This window comes from Bradyrhizobium sp. SUTN9-2 (assembly GCF_003122645.1).
Classification (GTDB): domain Bacteria; phylum Pseudomonadota; class Alphaproteobacteria; order Rhizobiales; family Xanthobacteraceae; genus Bradyrhizobium; species Bradyrhizobium yuanmingense.
The window spans coordinates 4,559,995-4,578,259 of sequence record NZ_LAXE01000001.1 but is presented as its reverse complement, the minus strand read 5'-3'; the positions used below and the strand labels follow the sequence as shown (position 1 = coordinate 4,578,259).

Annotated in this window: 12 protein-coding genes and 1 pseudogene; 4 read left to right on the top strand and 9 right to left on the bottom strand. The window is 63.9% G+C overall.

Annotation, left to right across the window (positions count from 1 at the left end; translation table 11 throughout):
* Positions 1–2: 2 nt before the first annotated feature.
* Both nosZ and XF30_RS21280 read right to left on the bottom strand, forming a co-directional pair.
* Complete coding sequence (gene nosZ / locus XF30_RS21285; RefSeq protein ID WP_109143765.1) at positions 3–1,949, bottom strand: TAT-dependent nitrous-oxide reductase; 1,947 nt, start codon at positions 1,947–1,949, stop codon at positions 3–5.
* A 22-nt stretch (positions 1,950–1,971) separates the two neighbouring features.
* Positions 1,972–4,265 (bottom strand): annotated as a pseudogene (locus XF30_RS21280) (4Fe-4S binding protein).
* 199 nt (positions 4,266–4,464) lie between these two features.
* On the opposite strand from XF30_RS21280, the gene XF30_RS21275 reads away from it, so the two are divergent.
* The 4 genes from XF30_RS21275 to XF30_RS21260 all read left to right on the top strand — a co-directional run bounded on the left by XF30_RS21275 (position 4,465) and on the right by XF30_RS21260 (position 10,446).
* Entirely contained in the window at positions 4,465–5,343 is an 879-nt protein-coding gene (locus XF30_RS21275) for a ferritin family protein (protein ID WP_109143764.1), read from the top strand.
* A gap of 480 nt (positions 5,344–5,823) precedes the next feature.
* Positions 5,824–6,855, top strand: coding sequence for a TRAP transporter substrate-binding protein (locus XF30_RS21270; RefSeq protein ID WP_109143763.1), 1,032 nt, complete (start codon positions 5,824–5,826; stop codon positions 6,853–6,855).
* A 30-nt stretch (positions 6,856–6,885) separates the two neighbouring features.
* Complete coding sequence (locus tag XF30_RS21265) at positions 6,886–8,775, top strand: TRAP transporter large permease (protein WP_109143762.1); 1,890 nt, start codon at positions 6,886–6,888, stop codon at positions 8,773–8,775.
* Positions 8,776–8,796: 21 nt separating this feature from the next.
* Complete coding sequence (locus XF30_RS21260) at positions 8,797–10,446, top strand: acyl-CoA synthetase (RefSeq protein WP_192893208.1); 1,650 nt, start codon at positions 8,797–8,799, stop codon at positions 10,444–10,446.
* Positions 10,447–10,500: 54 nt separating this feature from the next.
* Here the strand turns inward: XF30_RS21260 and XF30_RS21255 are convergent, their stop codons facing one another.
* The 7 genes from XF30_RS21255 to XF30_RS21225 form a co-directional block, all read right to left on the bottom strand.
* Complete coding sequence (locus XF30_RS21255) at positions 10,501–11,478, bottom strand: TRAP transporter substrate-binding protein (RefSeq protein ID WP_057029200.1); 978 nt, start codon at positions 11,476–11,478, stop codon at positions 10,501–10,503.
* Between the two features lie 39 nt (positions 11,479–11,517).
* Positions 11,518–12,831: a TRAP transporter large permease gene (locus XF30_RS21250; protein ID WP_035999234.1), complete on the bottom strand. Its 1,314-nt coding sequence runs from the start codon at positions 12,829–12,831 to the stop codon at positions 11,518–11,520.
* A 2-nt stretch (positions 12,832–12,833) separates the two neighbouring features.
* Positions 12,834–13,427, bottom strand: coding sequence for a TRAP transporter small permease (locus XF30_RS21245; RefSeq protein WP_109143760.1), 594 nt, complete (start codon positions 13,425–13,427; stop codon positions 12,834–12,836).
* Positions 13,428–13,585: 158 nt separating this feature from the next.
* Positions 13,586–14,383: an MBL fold metallo-hydrolase gene (locus XF30_RS21240; protein WP_109143759.1), complete on the bottom strand. Its 798-nt coding sequence runs from the start codon at positions 14,381–14,383 to the stop codon at positions 13,586–13,588.
* Positions 14,384–14,396: 13 nt separating this feature from the next.
* Positions 14,397–15,173: a TatD family hydrolase gene (locus tag XF30_RS21235; RefSeq protein WP_036039597.1), complete on the bottom strand. Its 777-nt coding sequence runs from the start codon at positions 15,171–15,173 to the stop codon at positions 14,397–14,399.
* 13 nt (positions 15,174–15,186) lie between these two features.
* Positions 15,187–17,133, bottom strand: a complete 1,947-nt coding sequence (metG, locus tag XF30_RS21230) for a methionine--tRNA ligase (RefSeq protein ID WP_109143758.1) — start codon at positions 17,131–17,133, stop codon at positions 15,187–15,189.
* A gap of 108 nt (positions 17,134–17,241) precedes the next feature.
* The coding region (locus XF30_RS21225; RefSeq protein WP_244608990.1) for a DNA polymerase III subunit delta' at positions 17,242–18,265 on the bottom strand (1,024 nt) is incomplete at its 5' end.

Below are 18,265 nucleotides of genomic sequence, written 5' to 3'. Positions count from 1 at the left end.
GATCAGACCGATTTCGGTTCGACGAACATCCTGCCCTTCATCTCCATATGCATGGCGTGGCAGAACCAGGAGCAATAATACCAGTAGACGCCTGGCTTGTCGGCCGTGAAGGTCACCGACGCGGTGGCCATCGGCCCGATCTCCATGTTGATGCCGTAGTTGACGATGCAGAACCCGTGCGTCAGGTCTTCGACCGCGTCGATGTTGGTGACGAAGACGGTCACTTCGTCACCTTGCTTGACCTGGAACTGATCGAGTCCATAGGCCGGCGCGGTCGAAGTCATATAGACCCGCACCTTGTTGCCGTCGCGGATCACCTTGGAATCCGCCTCGAGGTTGATGCCGTCGGCCTTGGCCTGCTTGACCGCATCCGCAAAGATCGGATCCGCGCGGTCATAGATCGAGATGGGGTTGATCTTGGAGCGGTGGACGATGGTCGCGTCATGCGGCTCGGCGAAGCTCGGGCCGTCATGCACGAGCTTCATCTGATCGCCCGAGATGTCGATCAGCTGATCGTTCTCCGGCTTGAGCGGGCCGACGTTCAGGAAGCGGTCCTTCGAGAACTTGTTCAGCGAGATGAGCCATTTTCCATCCGCCTCCTTGGTCTGGCCCATCGAGGTGTGGTTGTGGCCCGGCTGATAGTGCACGTCGAGCTTCTGGAGGATGGGGTTGACCTTCTCGCCCTTGAACGCGCGCTTGGCGAGGTCGATGTTCCACTTGCAGACCTGGCTGTCGAGGAAAAGGGTGGTGTAGGCGTTGCCCTTGCCGTCATAGGCCGTGTGCAGCGGGCCAAGGCCAAGCTCCGGTTCTGCAACGACAACGTCGCGCGGCTTGATCTTGTCATCGAACAGGTCGTCAAATTTGCGGACGTCCATCACAGTCACGGTGGGCGAGAGCTTTCCGGCCGCCACGATGTGGATGCCGTCCGGAGCGGTGTTCATGCCATGCGGATTGTTCGAGACCGGAACGTAGCGGGTGTAGGCCGAACCCTTGCGGCCGTCGATCACGGGCACGCCGTTCATCTCCTTGAAGTCGCCCTTCTTCACGGCCTCTTCGATCCGCTTGATGTTGAAGATGACGACCCAGTCCTGTTCGCTGGCGGTCATTTCCGCGAGAGTGACGCCTTCCTCACCGTTGTAGCAGGTCGCAAAGCAGTACTTGCCCTGGTAATCGGCATCGACATTGTCGAGGTTGCCGCTGACGATCACCTGCCAGGCTACCTTCATCGTGTCGCCGTCGATCGCACTGAAGATCGAGCGATACTGCTTGGGATCGTCCAGGATCTTGCCGTCATTGGGCAGCGGCACGCCATCCTCGCCGTTGGCGAAGACATAGCCCGTGCGCGGATATTTCTGCAGGCGGAGGCCGTGAACGGTGTGCTGGTTCGGCAGTTCGATGATCTTGTCGCACTTCATGATGTCGAGCCGCACCCGCGCGACGCGGCTATTGGCCTTGTCGTTCATGAAGGCATAGCGACCGTCATAGGTGCCGTCCGTGAACGAAATGTGCGGGTGGTGGAGGTCGCCGTTCAGGTAGGTGCCGCCGCGGTTCTTCAGGAACTCGCGGGTCGCAGGTTGCATCCCCTCGGTCAGAACCTTGATGCTTTCGTTGGTCTGCCCCCAGCCGGTCGCGCTGCAGCGATTGAAAACCGGAACGCGCATCAATTCGCGCATCGAGGGAAGGCCGACGACCCGCATCTCTCCGGACTGGCCGCTGGAGAAGAACACGTAATATTCGTCGAGCTCGCCGGGCGCGACCTCGGTCTTGTGAACGGCCGGCCGGGCTGCCGGTGCTTTCGGCGCGGCATTCTTGGTCTGCGCGTCCGCAGGCGCGACGAATCCGCCGTCCTTCAGCATCACTCCGCCGGCAAGGCCCACGCCCGCTGCGGCCGCCGTCGTTCCGAGCACGGTTCGTCGGCTGACGCCCTTGGTTTTTTCGTTTTCACTCATGATTGCCTCCTCGGCTTCGGGTTCAGTTTGGGGGTGGAGAGAGGACTGCCGATGCGGCAACGGGCTTGCCACCGGCGGTAATGACGGTCGCGGGACCCTTGCCGCCGGAGCGCATCGAGGGCGACGACATCGCCGCGAACTTCTCGCGCTTGAGCCGCACCTGGATCATGTGCGGGCAGCGGTGGTCGTCGTAATAGAGTTCCTGACAATGCATGCAGTAGATGCATTCGTTGACGTTGATGTGCCCCTCGGGATGGATCGACTGCACCGGGCATTCCTTGGCGCAGCGCTGACACGGCGAGCCGCATTCTTCCCAGCGGCGCAGCCATTCGAACGTCCGCATGCGCCCGGGAATCGCGAGCGCCGCGCCGAGCGGACAGAGGTAGCGACAGAAGAAGCGCTCGATGAAGAGGCCGATGACGAGCAGGGCGACTGCATAGGCCACGAACGGCCAGCTTCGTGAGAATTTCAGGATGATCGCGGTCTTGAACGGCTCGACCTCGGCAAATCGCTCGGCTATCTCGACGGAGTAGAGCGACAGCCCGAACAGTCCGAGAAAGATGATGTACTTGATCGGCCATAGCCGTTCATGCAGTCCCCACGGCACCGTTATTTGCGGCACCTTCAGCCATTTCGCAGCCGTGTTGGTGAGCTCCTGCAGTGCGCCAAAGGGACACAGCCAACCGCAGAACGGTCCGCGCCCCCAGAACAGGAGCCCGCCGGCCGTCGCCGCCCATAGAATGAAGATCAGCGGCGCGGCGAGGAAGAATTCCCAGTGGAAGCCGGTCACCAGCGCGTTGGTGAAGGTGACGACGTTGACGACGGAGAGCTGCGCGTTGGCGTACCAGCCGAGCCAGACCAGAACGAAGGCGAGATAGCCCCGCCGCACCCAGGTGTAGAGCACCGGGCGGCGCACCAAGAGGTTTTGGAAGAAGAAGACGCCGGTGAGGGCGGCCAGCATGAAGGCGGTGATGGCGATCGAGACCGTGCTCGATCGCCAGATCCGCATCCAGAGTGGCTCGTCCGCCTCCGCCGGCGGGGCGGCCGCGACGGCTGCCTGCGAGGGCGGAGGCGCTGCGCTCTCTGGCACGGTCACGGCCCGCTGCTCGCGGCGTATGTAGCTATCGGGCAGGGTGTAGTTGACGTCGAAGGTCAGGAATGCCTTGTCGCGGCCGCCGAGGCTGCGCTGCACCAGGAGCTGAAGCTGCCACGGCTGCGTTGGATCCAGCGTGAACTCGGGAGGCGTGACGAACAGCGCGACTTCCCTGAACTCCGGCGCGCCGACCGCGTCCAGCGCACCAAGGCGGGTATGGTTCCGGTCGCGGAAGCGGGTGCTGTTGCCTTCCTGCAGGATTTCGATCCGATCGAAGATACCACCGCGCACATAGGCCGAGCCCTTGAAGGAGTAGGGGCCGTTGCCGGCGACGATGATCGCCTGCTGTCCGGGCTTAAGGCCCTCCTTCAAGCGTCGATAGCCATCCTCGCCAAGGAGGCTGCGGCCGATCGTGGGCGCACTCGCGAGGGCGACGTAAAGATCGATGAAGGTGTCGTTCGCGTCACCCGGTTCGGGATATTGAGTCGCCGCCGCGCTGCCGGATTTTGCAAAGGCGTCGTTGATGTCGCCGATCCCGAGATGAAGCCGGCGGATCGAACCGTCGCCGACGAGGCTCTCCCAGTCGCGGACTTCGCTGTGTTCGAGATCCAGCGTCTTGATGGCGGGGGCAGGGCAGCTGAAACCGCCGCGCCGTTGCCGCCGCCAACACGGCCGCTTCGGATCAGCTTGGACGCCGCACGAACGATGCTGTCGCCCATCACCAGCACGGTGACGGTTGCGCCGCTGACGATGTCGACCTGCGGTGGCCTCTCGGCACCACTTGCGACCGGCTTCATGTCCTTGCCGATCAGCGCGTTCACGGCAGCGATGATGCGCGCCTCGGGAATGCCGACCAGCACGATCGGCTCCTTGTGATCGACGAGCTTGATGCCGGTGATGACGCCGTTGGGGTCGATTCCAGCCAGCAAGTGAATCGGTTTGCCGGAGTAGCCGACGGTGTTGGCGAAGTCGGAGTTCAGGAACACGAAACCTTGGAGCTGGTCGCCACGATAGACGGGCACGATGGGCGGATCGCCCTGCGGAGGTCCGAACCGCTCGGCGCTTGGGAAGAAGTCAGCAGGCGATGTTTTGGAAAGATAACCGGCAAGATTTCCTGCGGCGCATGCGGGTTCGAGCCACAGCGTTGCACAGATCGCAAAGAGGACGGCGAGCAACGGGCCGCCGAGCCAATCGTTTGCGGTTGCGGAACAACTCCGGGCCATGAGCACCACAGGTGGAACAGCCGCCCCAAACGAGGACAGCTTTTCATTCGATTTCGAAAGTTTGATGTCCCGGGATCGCCGCTGACGCCGGGTTGGCAGGCTCATTGCCTGAGCCGAATTGACTCGCGTCAATACAGCCTTGTTAGTATCCGGACACGATGCCTCATTGCGCTGGATCAAACAGCGAAGGAATTCGGCAATGCCTCTGCTTCGAAAGGCTCTCCTGGGAGCCGAGCCGACCGGTACCTTGCAGTCGCTTGATGAGCTGTTCGCGCTCGCGCATGCCATGGAACAGGAGGCCGCGAACAGGTACAGCGGATTTGCCGATGAGATGCGTCGGCAGAACAAGAACGACTTGGCGGCGGTATTCACCCAACTCGCAGCCGCGGAACGCGAGCACGTCGACAGCGTCGCACGATGGTCGCAATCGCGCTGCGGCAAGGATCCGGATCCTGCGCTGGTGCGCTGGGAAGCGCCCGAGACCTTCGATGCAGAGACCGCCGCTGAGGTGAACACCTCGCGGCTTTTGACGCCGTACCGCGCGTTAGCGATGGCAGTGCGCAATGAGGAACGGGCCTTCGCGTTCTGGTCCTACCTGGCAGCCTATTCCCGGGATCCTGAAGTCAAGAAGGCGTCTGAGGCCATGGCAAGGGAGGAACTCGGCCATGTCGCCGCGCTGCGAAAGGAGAGGCGGCGCGCATATCGCCACGAACACGAACGGAGCCGTGCCGAGACGTCGGCGGAGCCTCGACCGCCGCATATCGACGCGCAGCGGCTCGAGCTCCGCCTGGCCGCGCAACTTGCCGAGATGGAACCACGCCTGAGCGGGCCAGCGGCGGTCCGGATAAGGGGCATTCGCCAACAGGCAATCGAGATGGCCGACGCCGCCGTGGGTGCGGGAAGCTTTCCGGCGCCCATGGAACGCAAAGGCCCATTGGAGGTCGCCGAAGCGCTCGTCGACGGCTACCTCGAAGGCGCCGAACGGGCGACCGATGCGGCCCACCTCGAACGCCTGCAGCGACTGGCAGAGCAAGCGATCTCGAGATTGGCTTGGCTCCGATCGCTGTCGGCGGCGTAACGCGCTTGCGGCAATCGTGGCTATGGGTGCCGTCGATCGCATGGCGGCTTGTCCGAAGGACAGTGGCCGGCAGGCCGTCGAAAGCGTCCCAGACGGAATCTCAGGGTGGGCCCTCGGTGCGATGCGAGCGGTCGGATGCCGTTGCCAGAGCAAAATCCACAATTCGCATAAGGTATATTATGGAATATATTTATGTACAATGAGATCAATCATTTGGGCGGAATTGCTGACATCCGACCTTCGCCAAAGCCCGTATCTCCGTCTGCGCGTCGGCCGTCGTCTTAGCTCTTGACGTCTACTGTGCATGGGGTTGTTTTTCAGGTTTTGAAACGGGTCGAGGTCTGCGAAAGCCGATATTGCCGTGACCTTGTCCGGCTGCAATAAGCGAGGCATCCGCGAGATCGCAGATGACCCTAAGGCCGACCGCCCGTATAGGTTTGCATCTCAGAACAACAACAAACCTTCCGAGGAAGCAGACCCATGGTCCTTTCCACGCGCTATTCCCGACGCACGCTTCTCAAGGCTTCCGCCGCGACCGCGGTCCTGGGCGGCCTCGGTGCGCCCCATGTGGCCCGCGCCCAGAGCGCCGAGTTCACCTACAAGTACGCCAATAACCTGCCCGACACCCATCCGCTCAACGTCCGTGCCAAGGAGATGGCGGCGGCGATCAAGACCGAGACAGGCGGCAAGTTCGACCTGCAAATCTTCCCGAACAACCAGCTCGGCTCCGACACCGACATGCTGAGCCAGATCCGCTCCGGCGGCGTCGAGTTCTTCACGCTGTCCGGCCTGATCCTGTCGACCCTGGTGCCGGCGGCGTCCATCAACGGCATCGGCTTCGCGTTCCCGGACTACGACACGGTCTGGAAGGCCATGGACGGCGATCTCGGCGCCCATGTCCGCGGCGAGATCAAGAAGGCCGGCCTCGAGGTCATGGACAAGATCTGGGACAACGGCTTCCGCCAGACCACGTCGTCGACCAGGCCGATCGCCGGGCCTGACGATCTCAAGGGCTTCAAGATCCGCGTGCCGGTGTCGCCGCTGTGGACCTCGATGTTCAAGGCGTTCGATGCCGCGCCCGCCTCGATCAATTTCAGCGAGGTTTATTCCGCACTCCAGACCAAGATCGTCGAGGGCCAGGAGAACCCGCTGGCCATCATCTCGACCGGCAAGCTCTACGAGGTGCAGAAGTACTGCTCGCTGACCAACCACATGTGGGACGGATTCTGGTTCCTGGCCAACCGCAGAGCCTGGGAAAAGCTGCCGCAGGACGTGCGCACCGTCGTCGCCAGGAACATCAATGCCGCCGCCGTTAGGGAGCGTGAAGATACCGCCAAGCTGAACGCCAACCTGCAGCAGGAGCTCGCGGGCAAGGGCCTGGCCTTCAACCAGCCGGCCATCGCGCCGTTCCGCGACAAGCTGCGCTCCGCCGGCTTCTATGCCGAATGGAAGGGCAAATATGGCGATCAGGCCTGGGAGCTTCTGGAGAAGGCCGTCGGCAAGCTGTCGTAGCACGTTGGGGCCGTCGAGGTCGGTATCAGGATGGCTCATGTCGAGATCGAGATGACCGAAGCTGTGGGCGAGGTGACGTTGCAGTCCCCTCGCCGACCTTCGCTGCTGGCCTCAGTCGAGCGCGTGCTCGGCCTCGTCGTCGAAATCCCCACGGCGATCCTGGTGGTCGCCGAGATCGTGATCCTGTTTGCCGGCGTGGTCGCACGCTATGGCCTGCACCGGCCGCTGATCTGGTCGGACGAGCTCGCCTCGATCCTGTTCCTGTGGCTCGCCATGCTGGGAGCGGCGGTCGCGTTCCGCCGCTCCGAGCACATGCGCATGACGGCGGTCGTCGCCAGCGCCAGGCCGGCGATGCGGGCCTATCTCGATCTGGTCGCGACCTCCGCGGCCCTGGCGTTCCTGATCCTGATTGTGTGGCCGGCCTGCGACTACGCCTATGAAGAAAGCTACATCACGACGCCGGCGCTGCAGATCTCCAATATGTGGCGCGCCGCTGCGCTGCCGGCCGGCATCGGCCTGATGGCGGCCTTTGCCCTGCTGCGGCTCGCGCGCGCGGCCGACCACCGCATGGTTGCGGCCGCCGTCCTGTCGGTTGCGGTCGTGATCGGCCTGTTCTGGCTGGCCGAGCCATTGCTGCGACCGCTCGGCAATCTCAACCTCATCATCTTCTTCGTCGGCGTCGCCGGCTTCTGCGTGTTTGCCGGGGTTCCCATTGCGTTCGGCTTTGGTCTTGCGATCTACGGCTATCTCGCGCTGACCACGCGCACGCCGGTCATGGTGCTGGTCGGGCGCATGGACGAGGGCATGAGCCACCTCATCCTGCTTTCCGTGCCGCTGTTCGTGTTCTTGGGGTTGCTGATCGAGATGACCGGCATGGCGCGGGCCATGGTGGCGTTCCTGGCAAGCCTGCTCGGCCATATCAGGGGCGGCCTGCATTACGTGCTGGTCGGCGCGATGTACCTCGTCTCCGGCATCTCTGGCGCCAAGGCGGCCGACATGGCGGCAGTCGCGCCCGTGCTGTTCCCGGAGATGAAAGAGCGCGGCGCCAAGCCCGGCGATCTCGTCGCGCTGCTGGCGGCCACCGGCGCCCAGACCGAGACCATCCCGCCCAGCCTCGTGCTGATCACGATCGGCTCGGTCACGGGCGTCTCGATCGCCGCCCTCTTCACCGGCGGCCTCCTGCCCGGCGTCGTGCTCGCCGTCACGCTCTGCATGCTGGTGTGGTGGCGCTACCGCCACGAGGACATGGGCCACGTCCGCCGCGCGACGGCATCCGAGATCGGCAAGACCTTCGTCGTCGCCCTGCCCGCGCTCGCGCTGCCTTTCGTGATCCGCTATGCCGTGGTCGAGGGCATCGCGACCGCGACTGAAGTTTCCACCATCGGCATCGTCTATGGCGCCCTCGTCGGCCTCCTGATCTACCGCCGCTTCGACTGGCGACGGCTGTTTCCGATGCTCGTCGAGACCGCCGCGCTGTCGGGTGCGATCCTCCTGATCATCGGCACCGCAACCGGCATGGCCTGGGGCCTGACCCAATCCGGCTTCTCGCGCTCGCTGGCTGCGGCCATGACGGGATTGCCGGGCGGGGCTGCGACCTTCATCGCCGTGTCGATCCTGGCCTTCACCATCCTCGGCAGCGTGCTGGAGGGTATCCCGGCGATCGTGCTGTTCGGACCGCTGCTGTTTCCGATCGCCCGCGCCGTCGGCGTGCACGAGGTGCACTACGCCATGGTGATCATTCTCGCCATGGGTATCGGGCTATTCGCCCCGCCCTTCGGCGTCGGCTATTATGCCGCCTGCGCCATCGGGCGCGTCGATCCGGCCGAAGGCATCAGGCCGATCTGGGGCTATCTGCTGGCGCTGCTGGTGGGATTGATCATCGTCGCGATCTTCCCCTGGATCTCGATCGGATTTCTTTGATGCGGTTTAAGGAGGGTGTCGATGAGCGAGCGACAGAACCCGTACAATATCGGCCTCGACAAGACGCAAGCCAATTATGTGGCGCTGAGCCCGCTGAGCTTCCTCGCGCGAAGCGCGGCGGTCTATCCCGATCACGTCAGCACGGTCTATGAAGGCCGCAGCTTCACCTGGGCGCAGACTTATGAGCGCTGCAAGCGCTTTGCCTCCTGGCTTTCGAGCAAGGGCATCGGCGTCGGCGACACCGTCGCGGCGATGCTGCCGAACATTCCCGCGATGAACGAGGCGCACTTCGCGGTGCCCATGACCGGCGCCGTGCTCAACGCGCTCAACATCCGCCTCGATGCGCCTTCGATCGCGTTCCAGCTCGATCATGGCGGCGCGAAAATCATCCTGGTCGATCCAGAGTTTTCAGGCGTCATCACTGCGGCCCTGGCGCAGATGACCGGCCCCAAGCCGCTGGTGGTCGACGTCGACGATGCATCGTTCAAGGGCGGCACCCGCATCGGCGAGATCGAATACGAGGCAGGCGTCGCCGAAGGCGATCCAGGCTTCGCGCCGATCACGCCGAGCGATGAATGGGACGCGATTGCGCTGAGCTACACCTCGGGCACGACGGGCAATCCCAAGGGCGTCGTCACCCATCATCGCGGCGCCTATCTGAACGCCGTCAGCAACATCCTCGCCGGCAATCTCGGCCAGCATCCGGTCTATCTCTGGACGCTGCCGATGTTCCACTGCAACGGCTGGTGCTTTCCCTGGACCATTGCGGCGGCCGCCGGCATCAATGTCTGCCTGCGCAAGGTCGAGCCGACCAGGATCTTCGAGCTGATCAAGCAACACGGCGTCACCCATATGTGCGGCGCGCCGATCGTCTACAACACGCTGATCAACGCGCCCGATGCACCAAAGGGCGATGCGGCCCGCCGCGTCGTCGGCCTGATCGCGGGCGCAGCGCCACCGGTCGCGGTGCTGGAAGGCGCCGAAAGCATCGGCATCAAGCTGACGCATGTTTACGGCCTGACCGAGGTCTACGGCCCCGCCTCCGTCTGCGCCGAGCAGCCGGGCTGGGATGACCTGCCCGCCGCCGAGCGCGCGCGCATGAAGCGCCGGCAGGGCGTACCCTACCCGCTGCAGGAAAGCGTCACCGTGATTAACCCGCAAACGATGCAGCAGGTGCCGCGCGACGGCGAGACCATCGGCGAGGTCATGTTCCGCGGCAACATCGTGATGAAGGGCTACCTGAAGAACGAGAAGGCGACGAAGGAAGCTTTCGAAGGCGGCTGGTTCCACACCGGCGATCTCGGCGTGCTCGACGAGCACGGCTACGTCATCATCAAGGATCGCTCCAAGGACATCATCATCTCCGGGGGCGAGAACATTTCCTCGGTCGAGGTCGAGGACATCCTCTACAAGCACCCGGCCGTGCTGTTCGCGGCCGTGGTGGCAAAGCCCGATCCGAAATGGGGTGAAGTGCCCTGCGCCTTCGTCGAACTGAAAGAGGGCGCCAGTGCCAGCGAGGCGGATATCATCGCCTTCTGCCGCAGCCAGATGTCCGGCTTCAAGACGCCGAAGGCGGTCGTGTTCGGGCCGATCCCGAAGACGTCCACGGGCAAGATCCAAAAGTTCCTGCTGCGCAACGAAGTCGGCTCGGTGAAGGCGATCTCGGCCTGACCAGCGGCCAAAGAAGCTTCCGCCCGCCTGCGGCGGGCGGAAGCTCTCTCATCCTCACATCTTCTTGTAGGCGTCGAGCACCGCCTGACCGTCGGCCCCTGCCTTCTTAAGCCAGTCGGCCGTGAGCTGGTCGCCGATCTTCTGGAAGCCGGCCTTCAGTGCCGGGCTCGGCGGCTCGACAGTCATGCCTTTGGCCTTGAGCTGACCGAGGTACCAATTGGCCTTCTCTTCCCAAGCCTTCCAGCCGCGCGTCTCCGCGGTGGCGGCGGCCTTCAGGATGGCCTCCTGGGTCGGCTTGTCGAGCGCCTCGAACGCAGCCTTGTTGACGAAAGTGTAGTTCTTCGGAATCCAGGCCTGCACGTCATAGAAGTATTTGAGCGACTCCCACGCCTTCGAATCGTAGCCGGTGCCGCCCGACGACATGAAGGAGTTCACCACGCCGGTCGCCAACGCCTGTGGCAGTTCCGCAGCCTGGATCGTGACCGATTGCGCGCCGACCAGTTCGCCGATCCGCGCGGTCCCGACATTGTAGGCGCGCCACTTCAGACCCTTCATGTCCTCGATCGTGGCCAGCGGCTTGTTGACGTAGACGCCCTGCGGTGCCCACGGCACCACGAACAGCAGCTTGAGACCTTGCGCGTCGAGCTTCTTGGCGATCGCAGGCTTGGAGGCCTGATACAGCTTCGTCGCCTCGGGGAAGCTGGTCGCGAGGAACGGCACGACGTCGACGCCGAAGATCGGGTCTTCGTTCTCGTGGATCGACAGCAGCACCTCACCCATCTGCGCCTGCCCGGTCACCACGGCGCGCTTGATGTCGGGCGCCTTGAACAGCGAGGCGCCCGGATGAACCGTGATCTGGAGCTTGCCCGAGGTGGCGGCTTCGACGTCCTTGGCGAACGCGACCAGGTTTTCGGAGTGCGGATTGTCCGCAGGATACGCTGCCGGCAGATTCCATTTGCTCTGAGCCAAGGCAGGTGTCGCGGCCAGCACAACGCCGGCAATCAAGGATGCGTGGAATAAACGAGACATCATCGGACTTCTCCTCACAGTCGATCTAGAGAACGGGTACGCTCAGTCTGGGAAAGCGAGCTTCGGCAGGAACGTCACGATCTGCGGATACTCCGTGATGATGAAGACCGCAGCGAGCAATAGCACGAAGAACGGGAAGGCCGCCCGCGCGACCGTGAACGTATCGCGGCCGCTCATGTTCTGGAGCACGAACAGGTTGAACCCCACCGGCGGCGTGATCTGCGCCATTTCGACGTGGATGATCAGATAGACGCCGAACCAGACCAGGTCGAGGCCGGCCTGCCTGACCATGGGCAGCACGATGACAGCGGTCAGAACGATCATCGAGATGCCGTCGATCAGGCAACCCAGGATGATGTACATGATGCTCAGATACAGCGCCAGCATGCTCGGCGTGAGCTGCTGGCCCTGGACCCAGGTGGCGAGCGCGGCCGGAATCCCCGTATAGGCCATCGCCGCCGTGGTGTAGGCCGCGCCTGCCAGGATCAGCATGATCATGCAGGTCAGGCGCGTCGCGCTCATGATGCTCTCGAGGAAGTTCTTGCGCGTGAGCGTGCCGCTCCACCAAGCCAGCAGCAGCGCGCCGGAAACGCCCCAGGCCGCGCACTCCGTCGCCGTCGCAAAGCCGAGAACGAGCGACAGGAACACCGCCAGGATCAGCAGCAGGCAGGGCGCGAGCTTGGCGGACTCGCGCAGCTTCTGCCGGAGCGGCATGGGCGGATCGCGCGGCGGAACCTTTGTCGGGTTGAGCAGCGACCAGATGATGATGTAGCCGGAATAGAGCGCGATCACGAGCAATCCCGGCAGGAAGCCGCCGAGAAACACTTGAAGCACGGAGACGTTCGCCGTGACGGCATAGACCACCATCGGAATCGACGGCGGGATCAGCAGGCCGAGCGTGCCTGAGCCCGCCAGCGATCCGAGGCTCAGGCCCTTGTCATAGCCGCGCTTGTCGAGCTCCGGCAGCGCGATCTTGCCGATCGTCGCGCAGGTCGCCGCCGACGAACCCGACACCGCCGCGAAGATGCCGCAGCCGATCACGTTCACATGTGTCAGCCGTCCCGGCAGCCACTGCACCCAGGGCGACAGGCCGCGGAACATTTCCTCCGACAATTTGGTGCGGAAGAGAATCTCTCCCATCCAGATGAACAACGGCAGGGCCGCCAGTGTCCAGGATGAGCTCGCGCTCCAGGTGGTGGTCGCAAGCACGGTGCCGAGCGGCAGGCTCGTGGTGAGCGCCATCGCCACGAAGCCGACCAGCCCGAGCGAGACCGCGATCCAGACGCCGCTTCCCAGCAGCAGGATCATGACGCCGAGCAGGACGAACGACAGCTCGATCATGCCGAGACTGGCCATGGTCAGCCCCCACCGCCCTGCGAGATGCGTTCGACGAACTCTTCCGGAGTTTCGTCGGGCGAGCCCTTCTCGTAGCTCGGACGGTTGCCGCCGATGACGTTGACCATCTCGTCGATCAGCGCGATCGAGAGGATCACGAGGCCGCCGGCGAAGCCGAGCTGGGGAATCCAGAGCGGAAGCGCGACCACGCCCTGCGCCACGTCGTTGAAGCGCCAGGAATCGCAGGTCATCTGCACAGCATGACGGGTGAAGTAGAGAATGAAGGCAGCGGCAATGCCGAGCGCCACGACCTCCGCGATCTGCTTGGTCCGCCCGTGCAAGCGCTCCAGCAACAGGCCGACGCGGATCATCTCTCCGCGCTTGAAGGTGTGAGCGAGGCCGAGGAACGCCATCGCCGCCATGCACCAGGACGCAAAATCATCGCCGGCGGGAATGTTGAGCGCAAACTGGCGCCCGACCGACATCACCATCATGATTGCGAAGATCGCGACCAGGAAGACGCCCGCGGCATAGCCCGCGCCGAGATAGAGGAGGTCCAGCGCGCGTCGTACCGGTCCCTGAGTCGCTACTTCGTCCTCTGCCAACGCGATCCCCATCCTCACACGAGGCGACTCGACGGACCGATAGCATCCGACTGCCGGTCCTGTTTGAATATCGCCCTGCCCAACGCCTGTCTTTCAGACGTTAGATCAACATGATGGGGCCGGTGCAAGCAAGGTCTATGCCGGCTGGCAGGAGAATTTCCACCGCGGGTTTAGTGCGTCTCGAGCCGCAGCCCGTCATAGGCCGGCACCACGCCAGGGGGCAGCGACTGCCGGATAACCTCATAATCGACGTCGGCGGTCATGTTGGTGATGACCGCGCGCTTCGGCTTGAAGCGCTCGATCCAGGACAGCGCGTCGTTGATGCTGAAATGGCTGACATGGCCGGTGTAACGCAGGCCGTCGACGATCCAGAGATCGAGATTTTCCAGCGCCTCCCAGCTCTCGCGCGGGATATCATTGAGATCAGGCGTGTAGGCCGCATCCCCGATGCGGTAGCCGAGCGCGGGGATGTTGCCGTGCTGCACCAGAAAGGCGGTCATCGTCACCGCGCCGCCCTTCCCCAGAATGGTCTGGCTTTCTCCCGCCTCGATCGAATGCCGCGTCAGGATCGGCGGATAATCGCTGCCCTCGGGCGAGATGAAGCAATAGGAGAACCGCGACAGGATGTCCTTGGCGGTCGACTGGTTGAAATAGGTTGGAATGCGCCGGCGCATGTGCATGACGACCGAGCGCAGATCATCCATGCCGTGGGTCTGGTCGGCATGTTCGTGCGTCAGGAACACCGCGTCGATGTGGTCGACATTGGTCGAGAGCAATTGTTCGCGCAGGTCCGGCGAGGTGTCGATGATGATGCGTGTCGTGCCATGCTCGGACGTCCGTTCGACCAGCAGCGAGCAGCGGCGACGGCGGTTCTTGGGATTGTTGGGATCACAGGCGCCCCAGCCGAGCGCCGGGCGCGGCACGCCGGCGGAGGAGCCGCAGCCCAGGATCGTCAGCGTCAGCGTCATGTGGCTCCCAGTCTCAAGCTTTCACCTTCGAGAACAGGCGGAAGAAGTTTTCGCTGGTCTGGCGCGAGATCTCGTCGAGCGACACGCCGCGCGTCTCGGCGAGCACTTTTGCGACTTCGACCACGTAGGCCGGCTCGTTGCGTTTGCCCCGAAACTTGCCGGGCGCAAGATAAGGCGAGTCTGTTTCGACCAGAATACGGTCGGGCGGCAGTTCGGCTGCGATCGCGCGTAAGGTCTCCGATTTCTTGAAGGTCAGGATTCCCGTGAAGCCGATATAGAGCCCGAGCGACACCGCCTTCAGTGCCAGCTCGCGCCCGCCCGTGTAACAATGCAGGACGGCGCGAAACGATCCCTTTGCGGCCTCCTCTTCCAGGATGCGCGCGCAGTCCTCGTCGGCCTCGCGGGTATGGATCACCAGCGGCAGGCCGGTGGTGCGGGCGGCGGCGATGTGGGCGCGAAAGCCCCTCGCCTGCGCCTCCGGCGAGCCGTTGTCGTAGAAATAATCGAGCCCGGCCTCGCCGAGCGCGACGACCTTGGGATGCTGGGTCAGCGCAATCAGCTCATCCGGCGCGATGCCGTCCTCCTCGTCCGCATGATGCGGATGGGTGCCGACCGAGCAATAGACGTCGTCATAGCGCTCCGCGATGGCGAGCAGGTCCTGCAGCCGCCGGACCCGCGTCGAGATCGTGACCATGCGGGCGATCCCGGCGGCTCGCGCCCGCGACACGATACCGTCGAGATCTTCCGCAAAGTCCGGAAAATCCAGATGGCAATGACTGTCGACCAGCATCGTGCGAACGCCTTCAGGCCGCCGGCTCGACGTAGCGCGGGAACGCCGGCATCGGCGCCGGCAGCGTCGAACCGGGCGCGATGCGCTTGGCGCCGCCGAGCATGTCAAAATTGCGCTCGGCTTCGGGGATGCCGAGGCTGTCGAGCAGCTTGCCGGAGGCGGTCGGCATCGCGGGCTGAGCCAGGATCGCAATCTGACGCACGACTTCGGCGGTGACGTAGAGCACCGTCTTCTGCCTGGCCGGATCCGTCTTGGCGAGCGCCCACGGCGCTTCACCCGCAAAATAGCGGTTGGCCTCCGCGACCACGGCCCAGACGGCGTTGAGCCATTGATGAATCTGCTGCGTCGCCATGGCTTCACGCGAGGCAGCGATCATGCCGTCGGCCATCGCCAGGATCGCCTTGTCGTTGTCGCTGAACTCGCCGGGCTCGGGCAGCACGCCGCCGAGCTGTTTTGCGATCATCGACAGCGAGCGCTGCGCGAGATTGCCGAGATCGTTGGCGAGATCGGCGTTGATGCGCGCGACAATCGCCTCGTGATTGTAGTTGCCGTCCTGGCCGAACGGCACCTCGCGCAAGAAGAAGTAGCGCAACTGGTCGACGCCGTACTGGTCGGCGAGGTTGAAGGGATCGACAGTGTTGCCGACCGACTTCGACATCTTCTCGCCCCTGTTGAACAGGAAGCCGTGGGCATAGACCCGTTTCGGCAGCGGGATGCCCGCCGACAAAAGGAAGGCCGGCCAATACACCGCATGGAAGCGGATGATGTCCTTGCCGATGACGTGCACGTCGGCCGGCCAATAGCGCCAGTTCTTGTCGCTCTCATCGGGGAAACCGACGCCGGTGATGTAGTTGGTCAACGCATCGACCCAGACATACATCACGTGCTCTTCGTCGCCGGGCACCTTCACGCCCCAATCGAACGTGGTGCGCGAGATCGAGAGATCGCGCAGGCCGCCCTTGACGAAGCTCACCACCTCGTTCTTGCGCGAGTCCGGCCCGACGAAATCGGGCTGATCCGCATAGAGCTTGAGCAGCTTGTCCTGGTACTCCGACAAGCGGAAGAAATAGCTCTTCTCCTCCACCCATTCCACCGGCGTGCCCTGCGGCCCCAAGCGCACGCCATCGTCGTTCACACGCGTCTCGTCCTCGGCGTAATAGGCCTCGTCACGGACTGAGTACCAGCCCGAATAGGTGTCAGCGTAGATGTCGCCGTTCGCTTCCATGCGGCGCCAGATCTCCTGGCTGGAGCGGTGATGCTGCTCCTCGGTGGTGCGGATGAAGCGGTCGAACGACACGTCCAGGCGCTCGTCCATCTCTCTGAAGCGGCCGGCATTGCGCGTCGCGAGCGCGGCGGTGGACATGCCTTCGCTCGCCGCCGTCTGAATCATCTTCTGGCCGTGCTCGTCGGTGCCGGTCAAAAAGAACACATCCTTGCCGTCGAGCCGCGCAAAGCGCGCCAGGGCGTCGGTCGCGATCGCCTCATAGGCATGACCGATATGCGGGCTACCGTTAGGATAGGCGATCGCGGTGGTGATGTAGAAGATGTTGTCGCGCGCGGCGGCAACCGCAGGCGCGGCAACGTGCGCAGAAGCGACGGGCTTCGGCGAACGAGGAGCCTTTGGCTTCGGCGCCTTTGGCTTCTCAGGCGTCACGACGGGAGTCGGTGCGGCGGTCACGGCAGGCGCAGCCGCCTTTTTCGCAACCTTCTTCGCCGGAGCCTTGGCCGGCTTTTTGGCAGCTTTCTTCACCGCCTTCTTGGCGACGACCTGCTTCTTCGCGGCCTTCTTTGCGGCGCCCTTCTTCACGCTCTTCTTGACGACAGCCTTCTTGGTCTTCTTGACCTTCTTGGCAGCTTTGGCCGCGCGCGCCTTGGCCTTTTTCGCGGCTTTCTTGACGGCCTTCTTCGCAGCCTTCTTGCCGCTCTTGCGTTTGACGGATTTCTTAGCTCGCGTTGCCACCACGAATTCCTTTACCGGCTTCTCGAATTTTGGAAACGGCTCGGCGTTCCGTTATTGTTTTGCGCATGATCTTTCGGAAAACCGCTGCGCACTTTTCCGGATCATGCTTTAGCGCGTTGCGTCCGCCAGCCAGCCGAACACCGAGAAAACCAAGGGCTTTCGCTCCAGATTGTAGGTTTCGGTGTCGCGCGCGGCGCGGACGATCTTTTCCCATACCTCAGCTAGCCGCGCAAGGCGCGGCAGGTTCTGGTTGGCATTGGCCTCATCCGCATGCAGGCGCTCCGCAATCCAGCGGTCGATGCCGTCGATGAAGGCCGCAAGCGCCACGCGGTCGCTGGTGCCGAGCGAATCGCCGAGCGTGTGCAATTCGCGCGGATCGACCTGCGGCAGGCGCGCGAGCAGCGCCGCCGTGCGCTGCTGAAGCTTCAGGGCCTCGCCACCGAGCAACGTCAGCGTCCGTGCGACGCTGCCCTCGGAGGCCTCGGCCGCCTCGCGCAGCGCGGCATCGTTCGGATCGAGCTCAGCCGCCGAAGCGGCGGCGCCGATCACATCGTTCGTCGCGAGCGGCCGCAGGCGCAGCTTGCGGCAGCGCGACTGGATCGTGGCGAGCACCCGCGCGGGCGCGTGGCTCACCAGCAGGAACAGCGATTGCTGCGGCGGCTCCTCCAAGATCTTCAGAAGCGCGTTGGCCGCGTTCGGATTGAGCTCGTCGACGGTGTCGACGATGCAGACGCGCCAGCCTTCGGCCGCGGCGGTCGAGCCGAAGAAACCGATCGTCTCGCGCGTCTCGTCCACGGTGATCACGGTGCGCATCACGCCGCGCTCGTTGGCGGTGCGCTCGAGCGTCAGCAGGCCGCCATGCGAGCCGGCCGCCACCTGCCGCGCCACGGCGTCGTCGTGATCGATCGCAAGGCTTTCGGCGCGCTGCACGGCCGGCGCCAGCGGCTGCGCATGGGTGAGCACGAAGCGCGCCATGCGATAGGCCAGCGTCGCCTTGCCGATCCCCTGTGGCCCGCCGATCAGCCAGGCATGCGGAATGCGTCCGCTGCGATAGGCATCAAGCAGCGCGGCCTCCGCCTCGCGATGGCCGAACAGCTGCGACGTCTCGCGCGGATGCGGTATGGCGGTTTCG